The 24,160-nt window shown below is 76.4% G+C and carries 7 protein-coding genes; 6 read left to right on the forward strand and 1 reads right to left on the reverse strand.

Going from position 1 to position 24,160, the window contains the following annotated elements:
- Positions 1 to 132: 132 nt before the first annotated feature.
- A complete protein-coding gene (locus tag CO540_RS30140) occupies positions 133 to 393 on the reverse strand; it encodes a hypothetical protein (RefSeq protein ID WP_157779092.1) in 261 nt (86 codons plus the stop codon).
- A gap of 167 nt (positions 394 to 560) precedes the next feature.
- On the opposite strand from CO540_RS30140, the gene CO540_RS09600 reads away from it, so the two are divergent.
- From CO540_RS09600 to CO540_RS09625, 6 genes are read left to right on the forward strand one after another with little or no spacing between them, the layout of a single operon-like run.
- Positions 561 to 12,482 carry a hybrid non-ribosomal peptide synthetase/type I polyketide synthase gene (locus CO540_RS09600; RefSeq protein WP_099161768.1) on the forward strand — a complete coding sequence of 3,974 codons (11,922 nt, stop codon included), beginning with the start codon at positions 561 to 563 and terminating at the stop codon, positions 12,480 to 12,482.
- Entirely contained in the window at positions 12,479 to 15,673 is a 3,195-nt protein-coding gene (locus CO540_RS09605) for a non-ribosomal peptide synthetase (RefSeq protein ID WP_099161769.1), read from the forward strand. The genes CO540_RS09600 and CO540_RS09605 overlap by 4 nt, the downstream gene beginning before the upstream one ends.
- Positions 15,670 to 16,722 (forward strand): TauD/TfdA family dioxygenase, encoded by a 1,053-nt coding sequence (locus tag CO540_RS09610; protein WP_099161770.1) that lies wholly within the window; start codon positions 15,670 to 15,672, stop codon positions 16,720 to 16,722. Before CO540_RS09605 ends, CO540_RS09610 begins: the two co-directional genes overlap by 4 nt.
- A complete protein-coding gene (locus CO540_RS09615; RefSeq protein WP_098745567.1) occupies positions 16,719 to 17,738 on the forward strand; it encodes a TauD/TfdA family dioxygenase in 1,020 nt (339 codons plus the stop codon). The genes CO540_RS09610 and CO540_RS09615 overlap by 4 nt, the downstream gene beginning before the upstream one ends.
- On the forward strand, positions 17,735 to 22,990 hold the full coding sequence (locus tag CO540_RS09620) for a non-ribosomal peptide synthetase (RefSeq protein WP_099161771.1): 5,256 nt from the start codon (positions 17,735 to 17,737) through the stop codon (positions 22,988 to 22,990). Before CO540_RS09615 ends, CO540_RS09620 begins: the two co-directional genes overlap by 4 nt.
- Positions 22,987 to 24,159 (forward strand): PLP-dependent aspartate aminotransferase family protein, encoded by a 1,173-nt coding sequence (locus tag CO540_RS09625; protein ID WP_099161772.1) that lies wholly within the window; start codon positions 22,987 to 22,989, stop codon positions 24,157 to 24,159. The genes CO540_RS09620 and CO540_RS09625 overlap by 4 nt, the downstream gene beginning before the upstream one ends.
- Position 24,160 lies beyond the last annotated feature (1 nt).

Consider the following 24,160-nt stretch of genomic DNA (forward strand, 5'->3'; position numbering starts at 1 on the left):
GCACGCGACTGCACAATTGTCGACACAATCGCCGAAGAACGGCGCGATCGGCTCCGGCACGCAGATCACCGGTCGCGCCGCCGGGCCGGCGCGAGGATTCCTCGTGACGGTATGCCATCGAAGATCACCCTGTCAACGATCCACACCGGACGCGGCGTGAGCTGCGAAAACGCTCTTCAATGCGCCCACATAGACGTCATCGCCGCACGCATCAGGCAAATCCCTCCACAGTGCGGTGGAGGTGGCGGGAAAGGCGATGACCGACACGGGCGACATCACGGCGGTGGGCGACACGGGTGGCGACCGGACCGGATCGCAATCGCATTTCTTACCGGCGCGCGGGAATTGGCCGAACGTGCCGCCCCGGTCACCGAACGCATCGACTGCCGACACGATTCGGGGATCGGCGAGTGAAGATCGACGGTGACATGATGGGCGAGGTTCCCATCGAGGAATCCTGATCTTTTCCCACCATCCGGCTGACCGCACGGTCCGGCGCGGCGGCTGCCCGCGCCCGGACGCGGCCACCTCACGGCCGGGCAGCGACGAAGGCGGAGGCGATGACGGACGTCCTGCGGACCCGGCGACCGGTGCCCGCCCCACCGGCACGGCCCGACTCCGACCGGCCCGCGCCGGCCACGGCCGCCCAGCGCCAGATGTGGCAGTTGGACCGACTCGACCCGGGCTCGGCCGCCTACCTGGTGCCGCTGGCCTACCGGCTGCACGGCCCGCTCGACGTGGCGGCCCTGTCCGCCGCGCTCGACGACCTGGTGGCCCGGCACGCGGCGCTGCGCACCACGCTCGCCCGACCGCAGGCGCACGCCGGACAGCCGACCGGGCCGGGCGACGACGATCCGACCCGGGTCGTCCAGGTGGTGCACGCGCCGCGCCCCGGGCTGCTGCGGGTGCACGACCTCAGCGGGCTGCCGAGCTGGCAACGCGACCGGGAGGTCCAGGCCCGGCTCCGGGCCGCCGCGCGCGACCCGCTCGACCCGGTACGCGGACCGGTGCTCCGGGCCGACCTGCTGCGGTGCGCGCCGGAGGAGCACGTGCTCCTGCTGACGATCCACCACGTCGCCGTCGACGAGTGGTCGCTGGGCATCCTCCACGAGGAGTGGGAACGGCTCTACGCCGCACACCGCGCCGGGGTGCCGGCCGGGCTCGACCCGGTCACGCACGACTGCCGCGACCACGCGCTGCGGCAGCGGGACTGGCTCGCCGGGGCGGAGGCGGCCGAGCATCTCGACTACTGGCGCGGGCAGCTCGCCGGCGCCCCGGCGGCGCTGGACCTGCCCACCCGGGGGCCACGCCCGGCGGTGCCGTCCGACGCCGGCGCCACGCTGAGCGTGCCGCTGGACGTACCGGCCGAGGCGCTGGCCGCGTTCTGCCGGCAGGCGCGGGTGTCGCCGTACATGGTGTTGCTGGCCGTGCTGCACGTGCTGCTGGCCCGGTGGACCGGCGAGCGCGACGTGGTGGTCGGCACGCCGGTGGCCGGCCGGCGCGGCCCGGAGACCCGGCAGCTCGTCGGCCTGCTGCTCAACACCGTGGCGATCCGCGCCCGGCTGGACGACGACCCGTCCTTCGCCACGCTGCTGGAGCGGGTGCGCACCGCCGTGCTGGACGCGCTGAGCCGGGAGGAGCTTCCCTTCTCCACGGTGGTGGAGACGCTGCGCCCGCCCCGACGGGCCGGCTTCAGCCCGCTGTTCCAGGTGATGTTCGTCCACGGCCGGGAGGCGGCCCCGCCCCGCCTGGACGGTCTCGAGGTCAGCGCCGTGGAGGTGCCGCCCGCCACCGCGAAGTTCGACCTCACCGTGGCGGTCCGGGAGAACGAACAGGGTCTGCGGACCGTGCTGGAGTACCGCACCGAGCTGTTCGACGACGACGCGATGGCCCGACTCGCCGGGCACTTCCAGACGCTGCTGGCGTCGCTGCTCGCCGACCCGGGGGCGCCGGTCGGCTCGGCCGCGATGCTCACCGCCGAGGAGCACCGCCGGCTGGTCGACGAGTGGAACCGCACCGCCACGCCGGACGAGCCGGACGAGCTGGTCCACACGCTGATCGAGGAGCAGGCCCGGCGCACCCCCGACGGGGTGGCGGTGACCGACGGCGAGGGCGCGCTGAGCTACCGGGAGCTGCACGACCGGGCCGAGTCGCTGGCGGAGACGCTGCGCGGCCGGGGCGTGGGCGTCGGCTCCCTGGTCGGGGTGCTGCTGCCGCGCGCGGCGCCGTTCACCGTGGCGGTGCTGGCGGTGCTGCGGGCCGGCGCCGCCTACGTGCCGCTGGACCCGGCCAACCCGCCCGCCCGGCTGCGCCATCTGATCGGGGACACCGCCGCTCCGGTGGTGCTCACCTGCGCCGAGCTGGCACACCTCGTACCCGGGGACCGGGCGCTGCTGGTGCCGGGGCCGGAAGCGCCGGCGACGGAGGCCGGGCCGGCGCGCGGCGGCGGACCACGACGGCGGGCGCGTCGCCGGCCCACGCCGTCGGCCGACGAGCTGGCGTACGTCATCCACACCTCCGGGTCGACCGGCCGCCCCAAAGGCGTGATGGTCACCCACCGGGGCGTGGCGAACTACGTGCGCTGGGCCGCGCAGGCGTACCGGCTGCGGCCGGGCGACGTCGTGCCGCTGCACTCCTCGGTCGGGTTCGACCTGACCGTGACCAGCCTGCTGGTGCCGCTGGCCGCCGGCGCCACGGTCCGGATGATCGGCGAGCACCTCGGCCCGGCGGCGCTGGGCGAGGCGCTGCGCGACACCGCGACGCCGTTCGGCCTGGTCAAGATCACTCCGGCCCAGTTGGAGCTGGTCACGCACCAGCTGCGCCCGGACGAGCTGGCCGGGCGGACCCGGTGCTTCGTGATCGGCGGCGAGAACCTGCGCGCCGACCAGGTGGCGCCGTGGCGGCGGCACGCGCCGGAGACCGCGCTGGTCAACGAGTACGGCCCGACCGAGACCGTGGTCGGCTGCGCCGCGTACGAGGTGGAGCCGGGCACGCCCGCTGACGGTTCGGTGCCGATCGGCCGGCCGATCGCCAACACCGCGCTGCACGTGCTCGACCCGTGGGGCAACCCGGCGCCGGTGGGCGTGGCCGGCGAGCTGTACGTGGGCGGCGCCGGGGTGGCGCGCGGCTACCTCGGCCAGCCGGACGTCACGGCCGAGCGGTTCCTTCCCGACCCCTTCGCCGGGACGCCGGGCGCGCGGCTGTACCGCACCGGCGACCTGGTCCGCCGCCGACCGGACGGCGTCCTGGAATACCTGGGCCGCACCGACCGGCAGGTCAAGGTGCGCGGCTACCGGGTCGAGTGCGGCGAGATCGAGGCGGCCGTCCGGCGGCACCGGCCGGACGTCGACGTGACCGTCCACCTGCGCCACGACGACCCGGCCGACCCCCGGCTGGTCGCGTACCTGGCCGGCGGCGACGGGACCGATCCGGCCGACCTGCGGGCCGCGCTCGCCGCCGAGCTGCCGTCCTGGCTGGTGCCGGACGCGTTCGTCCGGCTCGACGCGCTGCCGCTGACCGGCAACGGCAAGGTGGACGTCGACGCGCTGCCCGCGCCCGGCCCGGCGGCGACCACCGCGCCCACGTCCCCGCAACCGGCGGCCACCGCCCGGACCGGGCCCGTCGAGCCGGTCCCGCCCGTCCGGTGGGACGGCGACCGGGTACGCCTGGAACGGCTGGTCGCCGAGGTGTGGCGAGAGGTGCTCGGCGTCGACGAGGTCGGCGTCCGGGACAGCTTCTTCGACCTCGGCGGGCACTCGATGCGGCTGCTGGCCGTGCTCGACCGGCTGCGCGCCCGGCTCGGTGACGTGCTCACCGCCACCGACCTGTTCCGCCACCCCACCGTCGAGTCGCTGGCCGCGTACCTGGTCTCGGTGACGACGACCGGGACGGAGCCGGAACCCGCGCCGCAGGCCCCGCCGCGCGCCGGGGCCACGGTGGCCGCCGGCCCGGCGGAGGCGCTGGTCGCCGTCGTCGGCATGGCCTGCCGGTTCCCGGGGGCGCGCACGGTCGACGAGTTCTGGGCCAACATCCGCGACGGGGTGGAGTCGGTCCGCGAGTTCACCGTCGAGGAGATGCTCGCCGACGGCGCGGACCCGGCCCGGATCGACGACCCGGCCTACGTGCGCGCCGGCACCCACCTGCCCGGCATCGACGAGTTCGACGCGGCGTTCTTCGGCTTCACGCCCCGGGAGGCGGAGACGCTCGACCCGCAGCACCGGCTGCTGCTGGAGTGCGCCTGGCACGCCCTGGAACACGCCGGGCACGACCCGTCCCGCCACCCCGGCCGGGTCGGCCTGTTCGCCGGCTCGGGCCGCAGCTCCTACCTGCTCGACCACCTCAACGGCCGGAAGGAGCTGACCGGCGCGCTCAGCGAGCACCAGATCTCCCTCGGCAACGACAAGGACTTCCTGCTCAGCCGCGTCGCCTACCAGCTCGACCTGACCGGTCCGGCGGTCACCGTGGCCACCGCCTGCTCCACCTCGCTGGTGGCCGTGCACCTGGGCCGGCAGAGCCTGCTGGCCGGCGAGTCGGACGTGGTCCTGGCCGGCGGCGTCAGCGTCTTCCCGGCCCAGCGACGCGGCTACCTGCACCACGACGGGGGCATCTACTCCCCCGACGGGCACTGCCGGCCGTTCAGCGCCGACGCGCGCGGCAGCATCGAGTCCAGCGGCGTGGGCGTGGTGGTGCTCAAGCGGCTGGCCGACGCGGTGGCCGCCGGCGACACGGTCTACGCGGTGATCCGCGGCTCGGCGATCAACAACGACGGGGCCCGCCGCACCGGCTACACCGCGCCGGGCGTCGCCGGGCAGGTCGAGGTGATCAGCAGCGCGCTGGCCGCCGCCCGGGTGGACCCGCGTTCGGTGGGTTACGTGGAGGCGCACGGCACCGGCACCACGCTCGGCGACCCGATCGAGGTGGCCGCGCTGACCGAGGCGTTCCGGCGCGGCACCGACGAGCGCGGCTTCTGCGCGCTCGGCTCGGTCAAGGCGAACATCGGCCACACCGACGCGGCGGCCGGGGTGGCCGGTCTGATCAAGACGGTGATGGCGCTGTGGACGCGGACGCTGCCGCCGACGATCAACGTGGAGCGTCCCCACCCGGGCATCGACTTCGCGTCCGGCCCCTTCCGGCTCGACGGCACGGCCCGGCCGTGGCCCGGCGACGGTCCGCGCCGGGCCGGGGTCAGCTCCTTCGGCATGGGCGGCACCAACGCGCACGTGGTGCTGGAGGAGCCGCCGGCACCGCCGGTCGCGCCGCCGGCCCCGCCCGCGCCGGGGCCCCGGCTGCTGACGCTGTCGGCGCGTACCCCGGCCGCGCTGGAGAGCGCCACCCGGCAGCTGCGCGACCACCTCGACGCCCACCCCCGGTTGGTGCTCGCGGACGTCGCGGCGGCGCTGGGCCGCCGGGCGGCGATGCCCCACCGCCGGTACGTGGTCGCGGCGGACCGCGCCGACGCGGTGGCCGCGCTCGACGCCCCGCAGCGCCGCCTCACCGGCGTCCACCCGGGTGGCCGGCGGACGCTGGCGTTCGCCTTCCCCGGGCACGGCGCCCAGCACGTGGCGATGGGCGCCGGGCTCCACCGGGCCGAGCCGACCTACCGGGCCGTGGTGGACGAGTGCGCCGAGCTGCTCGGCGGCGACCTGGCCCGGGACCTGCGGGCCGTGCTGTGCCCGGAGCCGGGCGGGCACGCGGCGGCGGAGGAACTGCTGGCCCGCCCCCGCCTGGTGCAACCCGCGCTGTTCGTGACCGGCTACGCGCTGGCCCGGACGCTGCTGGCGCGCGGCGTCACGCCGGACGTGATGGTCGGTCACAGCCTCGGCGAGTACGTGGCCGCCTGCCTCGCCGGGGTGTTCTCCCTGGACGACGCGCTGCGCCTGGTGCGGATCCGCGGCGAGCTGGTGGACCGCACGCCGGTCGGCGCGATGCTCGCGGTCGCGCTGCCCGAGTCGGCGGTGACCGCGCTGCTCGACGAGGGCGTGTCGCTGGCCGCGGTGAACGCCCCGCAGCTGTGCGTGGTCTCCGGCGACCCGGCGGCGGTCGGCCGGGTGCGGGAGCGGCTCACCGCCGACGGTGTCGTCTGCCGCCCGCTGCGGGTGGCCCGCGGCTACCACTCGGCGCTGCTCGACCCGGTGCTCGACGAGTTCGCCGCGCACGCCGCCCGGGTCCGGTACGCCGAACCCGAGCGCCCCTACCTGAGCAACCTGACCGGCGATCCGGTCACTCCGGGGCTGGTCACCGACCCGGCCTACTGGGTACGGCACCTGCGCGAGCCGGTCCGCTTCGCCGCGTCGGCCGCGTTCCTCGCCGAGCAGGACGCGACGGTGGCCGAGGTGGGGCCCGGGCACGCCCTCGGCGGCCTGGTCCGGCTGGCCGGGCTGCGGCCGGCGCGGGCGGTGGCGATGATGCGGCACCCCCGCGCCGAGGCCGACGACGTCGACACGCTGCTCGACGCGGTGGGCCGGCTCTGGCTGACCGGGGTGCCGGTCGACCTGGAACGGTTCGCCGGCGACGGGGACCGGCGGCTGCCGTTGCCCGGCTACCCGTTCGAGCGGCACCGCTACTGGATCGCGCCGGCGCCCCGGCCCGGCGCGGTCGCCCCGACGCCGCTCGCGACGCCGGTCGACGCCCCGGCGCCCGCGCCGCTGGACACCGGCAACCGGCCGGAGCTGGGCACCGCGTACGTCCCGCCGGCCACGCCCGCGCAGGAGTGCGTGGCGGAGATCTGGTCCGACCTGCTCGGCATCCGGCCGGTCGGCGCGCACGACGACTTCTTCGCGCTGGGCGGGCACTCGCTGCTCGCCACCCAGGTGGTGGTGCGGCTGCGGGACCGCCTCGGCGTCGCGGTGCCGCTGGAGACGGTCTTCGCCCGACCCACCGTCGCCGGTCTCGCCGCGGCGTTGCCCGCCGGCACGGCCCCCGCGACCTCCGCGCCCACCGGGGACGGCGCCGCGGCCGGGTCCGCGACCGGAGCCGGTGGCGCGGCAACGCCACCGGCGCCGGTCGCCCCGGCGGCGACGGCGCTCGCGCGCATCCCCCGCGCCGATCCGGACGCCGGACCCGCGCCGCTCTCCTCCGGGCAGCACCGGCTGTGGTTCCTCGACCAGGCGTACGCGCAGAACGCCTACACCGTCGGCACCACGCTGCTGCTGGAGGGCGTGCTCGACCGGGACGCGCTGCGCACGGCGCTGGCCGGGCTGGTGCGCCGGCACGAGGCGCTGCGGACCGTGTTCCCGATCGGGCCGGACGGCGACCCGGTGCAGCGGGTGCTGCCGGCCGGGCCGGTGGAGCTGCCGGTCGTCGAGGCCCCGGCGGAACCGGACGCGCCCGCGCCCGTCAGCATCGTCGAGCCGGCCGTGGCCGAGGCGGTGCCCCGCTGGGTGCACGCCGCCCTCGCCGCCGACGTGCGGCGACCGTTCGACCTGGCCACCGGCCCGCTGTTCCGGGCCGTGCTGCTGCGGGTCGCCGACGAGAAGCACGTGCTGTCGCTGACCATGCACCACGCGGTCTCCGACGGCTGGTCGCTGGGCGTGGTGGCCCGGGAGGTGGCCGCCGGTTACGCCGCCGCCCGCGCGGGACGGCCCGACCCGCTCCCCGAGCTGGCCGTCCAGTACGGCGACTACGCGCGCTGGCAACGCGACCGGCTGGCCGACCCGGACAGCGCGGACCTGCGGTACTGGCGCGCGCAGCTCGACGGGGTGGCCGCCGTGCTGGAGCTGCCCACCGACCGGCCCCGCCCGCCGGTGCAGACGTTCGACGGCGCGGTCCGCACGCTGGTCCTGCCCCGGGAGACCGCCGACCGGCTCCGCCGGTTCAGCCAGGAGCACGGCGCCACGCTGGCGATGACGCTGCTCGCCGCGTTCAAGGCGGTGCTGTGGCGCTGGACCGGCCAGCGCGACGTCTGCGTCGGCATGCCGGTCGCCGGCCGGGTCCGGGCCGAGCTGGAGCCGATGGTCGGCTTCTTCGTCACCATGCTGCCGCTGCGCACCGTGCTCGACGGCGAGTGGACCTTCACCGAGCTGCTCCGGCAGGTCCGGCGCACCGCGCTGGGCGCGTACGACCACCAGGAGGTGCCGTTCGAGCGGCTGGTGGACCTGGTCGACGCGCCCCGGGACCTGAGCCGCAACCCGCTGTTCCAGGTGATGTTCAACCTGCTCAACGTGCCCGAGCAGCGGGACGTGGACGCGGCCGGGGTGCGGATGACCCCGTTCGCGGTGGAGCCCGGGATCGCCCAGCAGGACCTGGCGCTGTACGCGTACGAGGTGGCCGAGGGGCTGCGGTTCCGGCTGGAGTACAACACCGCGCTCTTCGACGCGAGCACCGCCGAGCGGATGATCGGCCACCTGGACACGCTGCTCGCCGCGGCGGTCGCCGACCCGGGCGCCCGGCTGGCGGAACTGCCGGTGCTGACCGGCGCCGAGCTGGCCCGGTTCGCCGAATGGAACGACACCGCCGCGCCGGCGGCGTGGGACGCCGCGCCGGACCGGGTGCCGACCCTGGTCGACCTGTTCGCGCACCAGGTGGCCACGAACCCGGACCGGCCGGCCGTGACCTTCGGCGGGACCACGCTCAGCTACGCCGCGCTGGACGCCCGGGCCAACCGGCTCGCGCACCGGCTGCGCCGGGCCGGCGTCGGGCCGGACGTGCCGGTCGCGGTCTGCCTGCCCCGCTCGGCCGAGCTGCCGGTCGCGCTGCTGGGCGTGCTGAAGGCGGGCGGCGCGTACGTCCCGGTCGATCCGGAGTATCCGGTGGAGCGGCAGCGGTACGTGCTGACCCACAGCGGCGCCACGGTGCTGGTCACCGACGCGGCCCTGACCGACCGGTTCGCCGGCTTCGCCGGCGCGGTGGTGACCGCCGGCACGGCCGACGGGCCGGACACCGCTCCCCCGGTGACGGCCGGGCCGGACCACCTGGCATACCTGATCTACACCTCCGGCTCGACCGGCCGGCCCAAGGGCGTCCGGGTGACCCACGGCGCCGTGGTCAACACGCTCGCCGCGATGCGCGAGCGGCCCGGCCTGACCCGCGACGGCACCATGCTGGCGATGGCCAGCTTCGCCTTCGACATGTCCGTACCGGAGCTGTTCCTGCCGCTGGTGGTCGGCGCCCGGATGCTGCTGGTCGACCGGGACGTCGCCTACGACGCGGCCCGCCTCGCCGCGCTGCTCGCCACCGAGGGCGTCACGCTGGCCCAGGGCACGCCCACGACCTGGCGACTGCTGATCGAGTCGGGGTGGACCGGCACGCCCGGGCTGACCGCCGTCTGCGGCGGCGAGGCGGTGCCCGCGCCGCTGGCCCGGCAGCTCGCCGAGCGGGTCGAGGCGCTGTGGAACCTGTACGGGCCGACCGAGGCCGCCGTGTGGGCCACCATGGACCGGATCACGCCGGACGAGACCCGGCCCACGATCGGTCGTCCGATCGGCAACATGCGGGCGCTCGTGCTCGACGCGCGGCTCGCTCCGGTGCCGGTCGGCGTGCCGGGCGAGATCTACCTGGGCGGGCCGGGGCTGGCCCGCGGCTACCACGACGACCCGACGCTCACCGCACAGCGCTTCGTGCCCGACCCGCACGGCGACGGGCGGCTCTACCGCACCGGCGACCTCGGCCGCCGGCTGGCCGACGGGCGGATCGAGTTCCTCGGCCGGGGCGACTCGCAGGTCAAGGTGCGCGGGTTCCGCATCGAGCTGGGCGAGATCGAGGCGGTGCTGCGCCGGCACGACGCGGTCCGCGACGCGGCCGTGGTGGTCCGCGAGGACGCGGGCGAGAAGGCCGTGGTGGCGTACCTGACCCTGACCGGCGGGCCGGAGCCGGACACCTCCGGCGAGGTGACCGCCGACTTCGCCGCCGACCCGGCGCCGTGGCGGGCGTTCGTGCGCACCTGGCTGCCGGACTACATGGTGCCGTCGGCGTTCGTGCCGCTGGACCGGATGCCGCTCAACGCCAACGGCAAGGTCGACCGGTCGGCCCTGCCCGCGCCCCGCCGCGAGCGCGCCGAGGTCGGCGCCGGCACGCCGGACACGCCGCTGCGGGAGGCGCTGGCGCGGCGCTGGGCGGAGGTGCTCGGCTACGAGCGCGTCGGCATCGACGACGACTTCTTCGACCTGGGCGGCGACTCGTTCCGCGCGATCAAGGCGCTGGCCGGCACCGACCCGGCGATCAGCGTGCTCGACCTGTTCCGGCACCCGACCATCCGCGGGCTCACCGCACACCTGGCCGAGACCGGCGGTTCGGCCGGCCGGCTGCTGCACGAGCTGACCCCGGCCCGGCCGGGCACGCCGACCACGCTGACGCTGCTCTGCGTACCGTTCGGCGGCGGCAGCGCGATCACCTTCCAGCCGCTCGCGGACGCCCTGCCGGCCGGGGTGTCGCTGTACGCGCTGGAACGCCCCGGGCACGACCTGAACCGCCCGGACGAGCCGATGCTCGACCTGGGCGAGCTGGTGGACCGCTGCGTGGCCGAGGTGGTCGGACAGATCACCGGCCCGGTGGCCGTGTACGGGCACTGCGTGGGCGGCGCCGAGGCGGTCGAGCTGGCCCGCCGGCTGGAGGCGGCCGGCGTCGAGGTCACCGGCGTGGTGATCGGCGCGCATTTCCCGGCCCCCCGGCTGCCCGGCCGGGTGTTCGGCTGGCTGCGCCGGTGGTTCCCGGTGGAGCGGTGGGCGTCGAAGCGGCGGACGCTGGAGTCGCTGCGCGCGATGGGCTTCTTCACCGAGGTCTTCGACTCCGCCGAGAAGGACTTCGTGATGCGGGTGGTCCTGGCCGACTCGGCCCGGGGCGAGGACTACTACACCGACGTCTACGCGCGGGGCCTGCCCCGCAAGCTGTCCGCGCCGCTGGTCTGCGTGGTCGGCAGCGGCGACCGGGCCACCGAGCTCTACCAGGAGCGCTACCTGGAGTGGGAGTTCTTTGCCGACCGGGTGTCGCTGGCGGTGATCGAGGGCGCCGGCCACTACTTCGCCAAGCACCAGCCGGCCGAGCTGGCCGACGTCATCCTGACGCACTGCGCCGCCGCGCCGGACGGCGCCAGCACCGGACCCGCGCCGGCGGACGCGGCCCGGCCCGCCGCCGTACCTGCAGAGGCACGGGCGGCCCGGACCGCCCCGGCCCCGGCGGACGTCCCGGCGCGGCGGACGGCGACCCCCAGCCTGGCGGTGTTCTACCTGGTCGCGATCGGTCAACTGGTCTCGCTGATCGGCAGCGGCCTGACCGCGTTCGGCATGGGTCTGTGGGTCTACCAGCGGACCGGGTCGGTGTCGCTGTTCGCCACCGCCACCGTGCTGGCGCTGCTGCCGGCCGTGGTGCTCTCCCCGATCGCCGGCGCGCTGGCCGACCGGTGGGACCGCCGAAGAATCATGGTCCTCGCCGACTGCCTGGCCGCCACCGGCACGGTGAGTCTCGCGCTGCTGCTCTGGTTCGGCCAGTTGCGCCTCTGGCACATCCTCACCGCGATCACCGTCACCGCCGTGGCCACCGCCTTCCAGCAACCCGCCTACCAGGCGGCCGTCACCCAGCTGGTGCCCAAGCGCTACTACGGGCGGGCCAACGGCATCGTCTCGCTCGGCACCGCCACCAGCACCGTGCTGGCGCCGCTGGTCGGCGGTGCGCTGGTCCTCGCCGTCGGACTGCGCGGCATCGTGGTGATCGACCTGGTCACGTTCGTCGTGGCGGTGACCGTCACGCTGTCGGTCCGCTTCCCCGACACGCTCTTCGTCCGGCGGGAGGAGCCGTTCCGCCGCGAGGTGCTGGGCGGCTGGCGGTTCATCGTCCGCCGGCACGGGCTGGTCGCGCTGGTCGTCCTGGTGGCGTCGCTGAACTACTTCTTCGCCATGGTCGAGGTGCTGGTCACCCCGCTCACGCTCTCCTTCGGCGACCCGGCGGTGCTCGGCCGGGTGCTCGCCGCCAGCGGCGTCGGCATGGTGGTCGGGTCGGTGCTGATGGGCGTCTGGGGCGGCACCGCCCGGCGGACCACCGGCATCCTGGCCAGCGTCGTGCTGCTCGGCGTCTCGCTGCTCACCGTCGGGCTGCGGCCGGACCCGCTGTTCCCCGCCCTCGGGCTGTTCGGCATGGGCCTGGCCACCGCGCTGGTGAACACGCACTGGCTGGCGATCGTGCAGGCCAAGGTGGGCCTGGAACTCCAGGGCCGGGTGCTGGCCATGGCGCAGATGCTGTCCTGGCTGATGGTGCCGGCCGGTTTCCTCAGCGCCGGCCCGCTGGCCGAGCACGTGCTCGCCCCGCTGGCCCGGCCGGACGGCCCGCTCGCCGGGCTGGTCGGCACCGGTCCGGGGCGCGGCATGGCCCTGGCCGCGATCCTGGCCGGCCTGTGCGCGCTGGCGCTGGCCGCCGGCGGCATCGCGTACCGGCGGATCCGGCGGCTGGAGGACGAGTTGCCGGACAACGACCCGGGCAGCGTCGTGCTCGCCGACAAGGACCGCATCCAGGAGGAGGCGGACCGTCGCCTCGCCGCCGTGGGTGGTTCCCGGTGAGCGCGCCCGCCCGGCCCGCCGGACCGACCCGCCGCACCGCCACCCGGCGGGCCGGCGGCGGCACCACCGTGGACTGTCTGCACCGGATGGTCGCCGCCCAGGCGGCCCGGACCCCGGACGCGGAGGCGGTCCGGCACGGCGACACCACGCTCTCCTACCGCGACCTCGACGCGGCGGCGAACCGGCTGGCCCGGGTGCTGCTGGCGCGCGGCGTCGGCCTCGGCGACCGGGTCGGCGTCTGTCTGCCGCGCACACCGGAACTGGTGGTCGCGCTGCTGGCCGTGCTCAAGGCCGGCGCCGCGTATGTGCCGCTGGACCCGGCGTACCCGGCGGCCCGGGTGGCGTTCATGACCGCCGACTCCCGGGCCCGGCTGGTGCTGACCCGGGCCGACCTGGCCGACCGGTTCACCGGCCCGACCGTGCTCGTCGACCGGCTCGACCCGGACGGCGACGGCACCGACCCGGCGACGCCGGTGACGCCCGGGGACCTGGCGTACGTCATCTACACCTCCGGATCCACCGGGCGACCCAAGGGCGTCGCCATCGAGCACCGCTCGGCGGCGGTGCTGCTGCACTGGGTCCGGCAGACCTTCGACGACACCGAGCTGGGCGGGATGCTCGCCGCCACCTCGGTCTGCTTCGACCTGTCCGTCTTCGAGATCTTCGGCCCGCTGGCCTGGGGCGGCCGGGTGGTGCTGGTCGACGACGTGCTGGCGCTGGCCGCGCCCGGCGCGGACCGGCTGCCGGTGACGCTGGTCAACACCGTGCCGGCGGCGATGGGCGAGCTGCTCACCGCCGGGACGCTGCCGCCGGGTGTGCGTACGGTCTGCCTGGCCGGCGAGCCGCTGACCGCCGCGCTGGCCGCCCGGGTGTGGGCCCGTCCGCACGTCCGCCGGCTGTGCAACCTCTACGGCCCGTCCGAGGACACCACGTACTCGACCTGGGCCGAGGTGCCGCCGGACGAGACGGAGCCGCCGATCGGCCGGCCGCTGCCGGGCACCCGGGCGTACGTGCTCGACCCGGACGGGCGACCGTTGCCGCCCGGCGAGGCGGGCGAGCTGTACCTGGCCGGCGCCGGGTTGGCCCGGGGCTACCTGGACCGGCCGGCGGAGACCGAGGCCCGGTTTCGGCCGGACCCGTTCCGCCCGGGCGAGCGGATGTACCGCACCGGGGACCGGGTCCGGCTGCGCCCGGACGGGCAACTGGCCTACCTCGGCCGGTTGGACGACCAGGTGAAGCTGCGCGGCTACCGGATCGAGTTGGGCGAGGTGGCCGCCCGGCTCGCCGCGCTGCCCGGCGTACGCGAGGCGACCGCCGCCGTCCGGCCCGGCCCGAGCGGGGACCCGCTGCTGGTCGGCTACCTGGTCGGCGAGCGGCGCGACGACGTCCGGGCACGTCTGGCCGAGGTGCTGCCGGGGCCGCTCGTGCCGGCCGCCGTGGTCTGGCTGGACCGGCTGCCCACGCTGCCCAACGGCAAGGTCGACCGGGCCGCCCTGCCCGCGCCGGCGCTCGGCGGTGACCCGGACGGCAGCGGTCCGGACGACGGGACGCTCGGCCCGACCGCCGTCGCGGTGGCGACGGTGTGGCGGCAACTGCTCGGGGTGCCGGTGACCGGCCCGGACGACGACTTCCTCGCGCTCGGCGGCGACTCGCTGCTGGCGGTCCGCTGCGCCACCCGGCTGGCCGCCGCCACCGGCCGCCCGGTGCGCCCCGGTGACCTCTTCGCCCACCCGACGCTCGCCGCGCTCGCCGCCCACCTCGACGCGCCGTCCACCCCGGACGCCCACCCGACGGATACGCCCGACGGCAGCGGCGCGGACCCGGCCGACGGTGTGACGGCGACCGGCGGGCCGGACGGTGGCGGGCCGGCGCCGCTCTCCCCCGCGCAGCGGCGGTTCTGGTTCCTGCACCGGCTCGACCCGGCCGACACGTCCTACCTGCTGGCGTTCGCGGTCCGCTTCGCCACCCCGCTGGACCCGGAGCGGCTGACCCGGGCGCTGCACCGGGTGGTCGACCGACATCCCGCGCTGCGCACGGTCCTGCCCGCCGGGCCGGACGGTCCGGTGCAGGTGGTGCTGCCCGACGCCCGACCCGACCTCACCGTCGCGCCGCCCGACCCGGGCGTCCCGCTCGACGACCGGCTCGCCCGGCTCGCCGCCCAGGTCACCCGTACCCCGGTGGACCTGGCGGTGGGGCCGCTGCTGCGGGCGTGCCTGCTGCCCGACGCCGCCGGCCGGGCCGAGGCGGTGCTGCTGGTCGTACACCACGCCGTCGCCGACGACTGGTCGTTCGGGGTGCTGGTCCGCGACCTGGCGTCGGCCTACGACGACCCCGACGCGCCACCCGGTGAGCCGGCGCCCGGACCGGCCGCCGTCGCCGCCGCGCAGCGCGCCTGGCTGGCCGGGCCGGCCGGACGGCGGGCCGTGGACGAGTTCCTGCGCGAGCTGCACGGCGCCCCCACGGTGCTCGACCTAAAGGCGCGGCGGGAAGGCCGCCCGACGCGTCCGGGGACCCCGCTCGACGGTCGGGCGCTGCGGACCACAGTGGACCCGGCGACCGCGACGGCGGTACGCGAGCTGGCCCGCGCCCACCGGGCCAGCCTGCACATGGTCGGGCTGACCGCGTTCGCCGCCCTGCTCGGCGCCGCCACCGGCCGGGACGACCTGCTGGTCGGCGTCGCCTTCGCCGGACGCACCAGCGTGGCCGCCGAGCAGAGCGTGGGCTGCCACGTCAACACGCTGCCGCTGCGCCTGCGACCGGCCCTCGACCGTTCGTTCGCCGACCTGCTCGCCGAGGCGCGGCGGGTCACCCTGTTCGCCGCCGCCCGCCAGGACGTCCCGTTCGACCTGCTGGTGGAACGGCTGAACCCGGCCCGCCGGCCGCACCGCAACCCGCTCGTCCAGGTCGCGTTCGGGGTGCAGAACGCGCCGGCGGCCCGGCACCGCAGCACCGTCGGCGGCGAGTTCACCGGCGTGGAGCTGACACCCGACGCGGCCCGCCTCGACCTGACGCTCTGGCTGGACGACCGCCGGGGCGGGCTGGACGCGCTCTGGACCTACCGCACCGACCTGTTCGACCACGACGGGGTGGCGACGTGGCACCGCCGCCTCACCGCGCTGCTGCGCGCCGCCGCCGTCGACCCCCGGCGCAGTCTGGCCGACTGCGTCGACACCGCTGGGAGTGAGAGATGACCGATCAGACCCGGGTCGCACGGCCCGTCCCCCGTCGCGGCCGGGACCGGAACCTGGTGGACGTCCGGCCGGACTGGCCCGGCGGCCCGCTGCCGGCCCTGGTCCGCGCCAACGTCCCCGACGTCGACCTGGCCGGCTGGCTGGCCGGGCACCGCGCCGACGTCGACGAGCTGGCCCGGCACGCCGGCGCGGTGCTGTTCCGCGGCTTCGCCGTGGCCGGCGCCGACGACTTCCGCACCGTGATGGCGGCGCTCTCCGGCGACGTGCTGTCCTACGGCGAGCGTTCCTCGCCGCGCAGCCGGGTCACTGAGGGCGTCTACACCTCCACCGAGCACCCGGCCGACCAGCCGATCGTGCTGCACAACGAACAGTCGTACACGGTCACCTGGCCGCTGCGCATCGTGTTCCACTGCGAGGTCGAACCGGCCGCCGGTGGGCGTACGCCGCTGGCGGACAGCCGTCGGGTGCTGGCCCGGCTGCGCCCGGAGACGGTCGCCGAGTTCGAGCGCCGTGGCGTGCTCTACCGGCGCAGCTACCTGCCCGGGATCAGCCTGAGCTGGCAGACCGCGTTCCAGACCGACTCGCGCGCCGAGGTGGAAGCGTACTGCGCCCGCGCCCTGATCGACGTGGAGTGGGTGGGCGAGACACAGCTGCGGACCCGGCAGGTCCGCCCGGCGGTACGCCGGCACCCGGTCACCGGGGAGCGGACCTGGTTCAACCACGCGCTGTTCTTCCACGTCACGTCGCTGCCCGAGGACGTCAGCGCCGGGCTGCGGGCCGCGCTGGCCGAGGAGGACCTGCCCTACCAGACCGCGTACGGGGACGGCACGCCGCTGCCGGACGACGTGCTGGCCGAGCTGCGCGCCGCGTACGCCGCGGAGACCCGCTCCTTCGCGTGGCGGCAGGGGGACGTGCTGCTGGTGGAGAACATGCTCGCCGCGCACGCCCGGGAGCCGTTCACCCCGCCCCGGCGGATCCTCACCGCGATGTCCGACCCGGTCGCCGCCCCGGAGCTGGTCGGGCGCCGCACCCGGGACGGTGCCGCGTGAGCGCCCCGGGGCCGCGCCGGCGCGGCAGCGGTGGCACCGTCTCCGCGCCGGTGACCCGGCGCACGCTCGGCGCTGACGACTTCGTGCTGCTGGTCGAGGCCGCCGTGCCCGACCTCGACCTGGCCGGCTGGCTCGCCGGGCGGCGGGCCGAGCTGCTGGCCGACCTGGACCGGCACGCGGCGGTGTTCTTCCGCGGGTTCGACGTGCGCAGCGCCGACGACTTCGGGCGCGCGGCCCGCGAGATCGGCCCGGAGCTGCTGGGCTACCTGGAGCGGGCCGCGCCCCGGCACGAGGTGGCGGACAAGGTGTTCACCTCGACCGAGTTCAACGCCGCCCAGTGGATCCCGCTGCACCACGAGATGTCGTACTCGCACAACTGGCCGACGCACCTGTTCTTCTACTGCGCGCAGCCGGCCACCGGCGACGGCGGCGCGACCCCGCTGGCCGCCGAACGGGTGATCACCCCGCTGATCCCGGCCGAGGTGCGGGAGCGGTTCGGCCGCGACGGCGTCCGCTACGTGCGCAACTACGGGCCGCACCTGGACCTGCCCTGGCAGGAGGCGTTCCAGACCACCGACCGGGCGGAGGTCGAGGCGTACTGCGCCGCCTCGGCGACGGAGTTCACCTGGCTGGGCTCCGACGGGCTGCGGACCGTGGCGCGCCGGCAGGCGACGGCGACGCACCCGCGTACCGGGGAGACGGTGTGGTTCAACCACGCCCACCTGTTCCACGTCTCGAACATGCCGCCCGAGGTGGCCGGCGCGCTGCTGCGCGAGTACGGCCCGGAGGGGCTGCCCCGCAACGCCTACCACGGCGACGGCGAGCCGATCGCCGACGAGGTGGTCACCGGCATCCGCGAGCTGTACCGGCAGCACGCCCTCTCCGTGCCCTGGCGGCGCGGCGACGTGCTGGTGGTGGACAACTTCCTGGCCACCCACGGCCGGGAACCCTTCACCGGCGACCGGCAGATCCTGGTCGCCATGTCCGACCTCTACGTGAACCGGAGTGTGCTGTGAACGGTTACCGTCTGTCCCCGGTCCAGCGGCTGGCCTGGTCCGGCAAGCAGGACCTGGTCCGGGCGCGGGTCCAGCTGGACCGGCCGCTCGACCCGGCCCGGTTGCAGGCCGCCGTCGACACGGTGGTGGCCCGGCACGAGGCGCTGCGGCTGACCCTGGTGCACCACCCCGGGCTGCGGGTGCCGTTGCAGGACGTGGACGACGACCGCGCGGTCACGGTCGGCGCGCAGGGCGAGCTGTCGGTCACCCTCACCGACGACGCGTTGGAACTGGCCGCCACCCCGCTGATCGCCGACCCGGCCGGCCTGCGCCTGGTCCTGGCCGACCTGGCCCGCGCCTACGCCGGTGACCTGCCGCCGGCCGACGAGGAGGCGTTGCAGTTCCTCGACGTCACCGAGTGGCAGGTGGAGGAGCGGGAGGCGGCCCCGGCCGCCGCGCCGGGCGCGCCGGCCGCGCGGCTGGTCGAGCCGCACGGGGACGACCCGGTCGCCACGGTCACCGCGACGCTGCCCGCCGCCGAGCTGGCCGAGGTCGCCCGCGTCGCGGACACGCCGGTCGGCACGGTGCTGCTCGCCGCCTGGGCGCTCGCGGTGTCCCGGCGGGCCGAGGCGCCCGACGGGGCCGAGGAGGCGGACCTGGTGCTGGCCCGCTGGCACGACGGCCGGCACGCCGAGGGCACCGCCGGCGTGGTCGGCCCACTGGGCGGCTACGGACCGCTGCGACTGGCGCTGCCGCTGCCGGCGGAACCCGCCGCGCTGTTGACCGCCGTGCGCGCCGCCGAGACGGTCGCCGACGAGACGTTCCACCTGGTCGACCCGGTCGACGAGAGCACCGGAGCGGTCGCCGGGTTCGCGCTGGAACCGGCCGTCGCGCGGGCCGTGGTGGCCGGTCTCGGCGGCACGTCGGCGGACGTGCCCGTCCCGCCGGCGCCGGCCGGGCCGCGGCTCACCGTGCGCACCGGCGGCGACGAGGTGACACTGCGGGTGACCGGGGGGCGGTGGCTGCTCGACTCGGTCGTGGCGGTGCTGCGCAGCCTGCCGGCCGCGCTGGCCGGCGACGCCCCGCTCGCCGTGCTCGGCGCCGGGGAGGCCGGGTGGCTGGCCGAGGCCGGCGGCACGGTGGGCGCGACGCCGGGGCGTACCCTCGTCGACCTGATCGACGCGGGCCTGGCCGGGATGGACCGGGGCGCCACGGCGGTGTCGGCGGCCGACGGCGCGTACCCGGTCGAGGAGCTGGACCGCCGCGCCGCGCGGGTGGCCGCGGCGCTGGCCGCGCGCGGCCTGGCCGGCGCGCCGGTGGGCGTGCTCGCCGCCCGTTCCCGGGACACGGTGGTGGCGTTCCTCGGCGTGCTGCGCGCCGGCGCGGTGTTCGTGCCGCTCGACCCGGACGCCCCGGCGCCGCGTCTGACCGCGCAGCTGCGCGCGGTCGGCGCCGACTGCGTGCTGGGCGTCGGCGGCCCGGCGACGGTGTCCGTCGAGGAGCTGGTCGCCGCCGGTGGCCCGGCGCCCGCCACCGCGCCGGCCCCGACCGACCCGGCGTACGTCATCTTCACCTCCGGCTCCACCGGCACGCCCCGCCCGGTGCGGGTGTCGCACGCCGCCGCCGCGCACCTGGCCGGCGCGCTGGAGGCGACCGTGTACGCGGGCAGCCCGCCGGGCCTGCGGGTGGCGGTGAACGCGCCGCTGACATTCGACGCCTCGGTGAAACAGCTGGTGCAGCTCGCCCACGGCCGCTCCCTCCACCTGGTGCCCGACGACGTGCGCCGCGACGGCGCGGCGCTGGCCGCGGCCCTGGCCGAGCACCGGGTGGACGTGCTCGACCTGACCCCCTCCCAGCTGCGCATCCTGCTCGCCGGCGCGGGCGACGGCCGGCTGCCCGGGCTGCTGCTGCTCGGCGGCGAGGCGGTCCCCGAGGACCTGTGGACGGCGGTCGCGGCGCTGCCCGGCGTGCGCGCGGTCAACCTGTACGGGCCCACCGAGTGCACGGTGGACACCACCGTCGCGGAGATCCACGCGGACGAGCCACCGACGATCGGCCGGCCGCTGCCCGGCGTCTCGGTCCGGGTGCTGGACGAGCGGCTGCGCCCGGTCCCGCCCGGCGTCGCCGGCGAGCTGTGCGTGGCCGGTCCGCAACTGGCCGAGGGCTACCCGGGCGACCCGGAGGCGACCGCCCGCCGGTTCGTCGCGCTGCCGCTGCCCGCCGGCGGCACCGAGCGGGTGTACCGCACCGGCGACCGGGTCCGCTTCGACGCCGAGCGGCGGCTGCGCTACCTGGGCCGGCTCGACGACCAGGTGAAGATCCACGGCTTCCGGGTGGAGCCGGGCGAGGTCGCCGCCGTGCTGCGCGACCACCCGGAGGTGGCCGACGCCGCCGTGGTCGCCCGCGACGACGACGGGTACGGCGACCGACTGGTCGCCTACGTCCGGCCGCGGCCCGGGTCCGCCCCGCTCGACCTCGGGCGGGTGACCGGGATCAACCCGCACGAGACCCGCTACCTGTACGACGAGATCTTCGTCCAGCGGGTCTACCTGCGCGACGGGATCACGCTGCGCCCCGGCGCGACGGTGCTCGACGTGGGCGCGAACATCGGCATGTTCTCGCTCTTCGTGCACCAGGTCTGTCCGGACGCGACGATCCACGCGTTCGAGCCGGTGCCGGCCGTGGCCGACGCGTTGCGCCGCAACGTCGCCGAGTTCGGCGTGCCGGCCACGGTGCACGCCCACGGGCTGTCCCGGGCCGCCGGGGAGGTCTCCTTCACCTACTACCCGGGCTACTCGATGATGTCCGGGCACGCCGCGTACGCCGACCCGGACGCCGAGATCGGCGTGATCAAGCGGTACCTGGCCAACGAGCGCGACGCCGGCGCCGGTGAGCGGGACGTGCTGCTCGACCGGGCCGACGAGCTGCTCGCCGAGCGGTTCGCCGGCCGGGAGCTGACCGTGCCGGTCCGGCCGCTGTCGGCCGTGCTCGACGAGCTGGCCCCGCAGCGGATCGACCTGCTGAAGATCGACGTGCAGCGGGCCGAGGCGGACGTGCTCGCCGGGCTGGACGACCGGCACTGGCCACTGGTCGCGCAGGTCGCCATGGAGGTGCACGACGCGCCCGGCACCGCCACCGCCGGCCGGCTGGCCGAGCTGGTGGCACTGCTGGAGGCGCGCGGGTTCACCGTGGTCACCCGGCAGGACGACCTGCTCGCCGGCACCGACCGGCACACCCTGCACGCGGTCCGCCCCGAGTACGCCGCCGCGTCGGAGGGGACGCCCGCCGCCGACGCCGGGCCGGCGCCCACCGTCCAGGAGTGGCTCGCGCAGCGGCTGCCGGCGCACCTGGTGCCGGCCGCCGTGGTGGTCCTCGACGAGCTGCCGCTGACCCGCAACGGCAAGCTCGACCGGGCGGCGCTGCCCGCGCCCCGGGTGGAGCGGCCGGCCGACGACCCGGCGACGGCCCCGGCCAACCGGGCCGAGGAGATCCTGGTCGAGGCGTGGCGGGAGGTGCTCGGCGTGGCCTCGTTCGGCGTCACCGACAGCTTCTTCGCGCTCGGCGGCGACTCCATCCGCAGCATCCAGATGCAGGTCGCGGCGCAGAAGCGCGGATTGTCGTTCCAGCTCAACGACATCTTCACGCACCAGACGATCCGGGAGCTGGTCGCCCACGGCCGGATCACGCTGGACGGCGTCGCGGCCGGGCCGGCCGCCCGGGACGACCGGTTCTCCCTCGTCGGCGTGGCCGACCGGGAGCTGCTGCCGGACGGGCTGGTGGACGCGTATCCGATGACCGCGCTCCAGCTCGGCATGGTCTACCACGGCGAGTTGACCGGTGACCCCGCCGTCTACCACAACGTCACCGCGCACGAGGTGGCCGCGCCGCTGGATCCGGCGGCGCTGCGCCGCGCGCTGACCGTCCTGGTCGACGCCCACCCGGTGCTGCGCACCGGCTTCGCGCTCGGCGCGTACGCCGAACCGCTGCAACTCGTGCACGAGCGGGTACCGGTCGACCTGCCGGTGACCGACCTGTCCGGCCTGGACCCGCAGGCCCGCCGCGACCGGATCGACGCGCTGGTCGCCGAGGAACGTCTGCGCCCGTTCGACCTCACCCGGCCGCCGCTGCTGCGGCTGCACGCGCTGCGCGCCGACGGGGACACGTTCACGCTGCTGGTCGCCGAGCACCACGCCGTCCTCGACGGCTGGAGCCTGCACCTGTTCCTCACCGACCTGCTCGGCGCGTACGACCGGGAGCGGGCCGGCACACCGGCCGCCGCCGATCCAGGTCTGCCGTTCCGGGAGTACGTGACGGCCGAGCGGGCGGCCCTGGCGGACCCGGCGACCCGGCGGTTCTGGCGCGACGGCGCCGGCGCCGCGCCGCCGTTGCTGGTCGGCGGGGCGCAGCCGAGGACCACCACCACCCAGCGGGTGCCGCTGCGGGCCGGCACCACCGAGCGGGTCGCCGAGGTGGCCCGGGACGCCGGGGTGCCGGTCAAGTCCTGGCTGTTCGCCCTGCACCTGCGCCTGCTCGGCGAGCTGGCCGGCCGGGACGACGTGGTCAGCGGCCTGGTGGTCGGCGGCCGACCCGAGGGCGAGGGCAGCGACGCCACGCTCGGGTTGTTCCTCAACACGCTGCCGGTGCGGGTCGCGTTGGGCACCCGGTCGGTGGCCGAGCTGGCCGCCGAGGCGTGGCGGGCCGAGCGGGAGCTGATGGGTCACCACCGCTTCCCGCTGGCCGAGATCGTCCGGGCCGGCGGCGCGGGTCCGCGCTTCGACCACTTCTTCAACTGGACGCACTTCCCGGCGCGGCCGGCCGGTGCCGGCAGCCGCATCGTGGACAGCCGGGGCGTCACCGTGGACGTGGCGTTCAGCCTCGCCGTCGACGCCGAGCTGGACGCCGGCCGCCTCGGGCTGATGATCCAGTACGACCACCGGCACGTGCCGGCCGAGCGGGTGGACGCGCTCGCCGACGGCTTCCGCCGGCTGCTGGCCGCCGACCCGGCCGCACCCCTGCCGGCGGTGGCGTCCCCGGCGGCCGGCGGGGACGCGCGGCAGCGGTGGGCGGACCGGGTGGCGGCGGCCTGGCAGGAGGTGCTCGGCGCCGCGCCGCGTGACCCGGCGACCGACTTCGTCACCGCGGGCGGCGACTCGCTGCGCGCGCTGCGTCTGGTCACCGTGCTGCGACAGCGCCACGGCAGTGACCTGACGCTGCCCGAGTTCACCGCGCTGGGCAGCTACCGGGCGTTGGTCGACCGGGTGGCCCGCGGATGACCGGGTTCGGCACGATCGCGGTGCACGGCGACGACGGCCTGGTTCCGGGCGGGTCGGTGGCCCCGCCGATCGTGCAGAGCGCGACGTTCAGCGCCGAGTCCGACGAGCGGTTCACCGAGATCGCCACCGAGGCGCGGGGCAGCGCGTTCTACACCCGCTACGGCAACCCCAACCACGCCCAGGTGGCCGCCGTGGTCGCCGAGCTGGAGGGCGCGGAGACCGGGTTGGTCACCGCGTCCGGGATGGGCGCGATCAGCACCGTCGCGCTGACCCTGCTCGCCGCCGGCGACCACGTGGTGGTGCAGCGCAGCACCTACGGCGGCACCACGTCGCTGGCCACCGGCCTGCTGGCCCGCTTCGGCGTCACCTGCACGCAGGTGGACCAGACCGACACGGACGCGTTCGCCCGGGCACTGCGGCCGCAGACCCGGCTGGTGCTGGTGGAGACGCCGAGCAACCCGCTGCTGGAGCTGACCGACCTGGCCGCCGTGGTGGCGACCGCGCACGCGGCCGGCGCGCTGGTGGTGGTGGACAACACGTTCGCCACCCCGGTCAACCAGCGTCCGCTGGACGCCGGGGCGGACCTGGTGTGGCACAGCGGCACGAAGTTCCTCGGCGGGCACTCGGACGTGTCCGCCGGGGTGGTGGTCGGCGGCGCCGAGCTGATCGAGCGGGTGTGGCGCACGGCGATCGTCACCGGCGCCACGCTCGGCCCGGTCGACGCCTGGCTGTTGTTGCGCGGCCTGCGCACGCTGGCGCTGCGGGTGCAGCGGCACAACGCCAACGCGCTCGCGCTGGCCGGGGCGCTGGAGGCCCACCCGGCGGTGGCCCGGGTCCGTTATCCGGGGCTGCCGTCGCACCCCCAGCACGCGCTGGCCCGCCGGCAGATGACCGGCTTCGGTGGGGTGCTCGGCGTCGAGCTGGCGGCCGGGCGGGCCGGCGCGGCGGCGCTGCTGGCCGGGCTGCGCCTGGGCAAGCGGGCGGCCAGCCTCGGCAGCGTCAGCACGCTGGTGGTGCACCCGCGCTCGATGTGGGCCGGCATCGTGGACGCCGACCAGCTCGCCGCCGCCGGGATCGGCGCGGGCCTGGTCCGCGTCTCCACCGGCATCGAGGACACCGACGACCTGGTGGCCGACTTCCGGACCGCGTTGGAGCGGGTGCCGGCCTGAC

The sequence above is a fragment of the Micromonospora sp. WMMA2032 genome (genome assembly GCF_002688545.1).
Lineage (GTDB): Bacteria > Actinomycetota > Actinomycetes > Mycobacteriales > Micromonosporaceae > Micromonospora > Micromonospora sediminicola.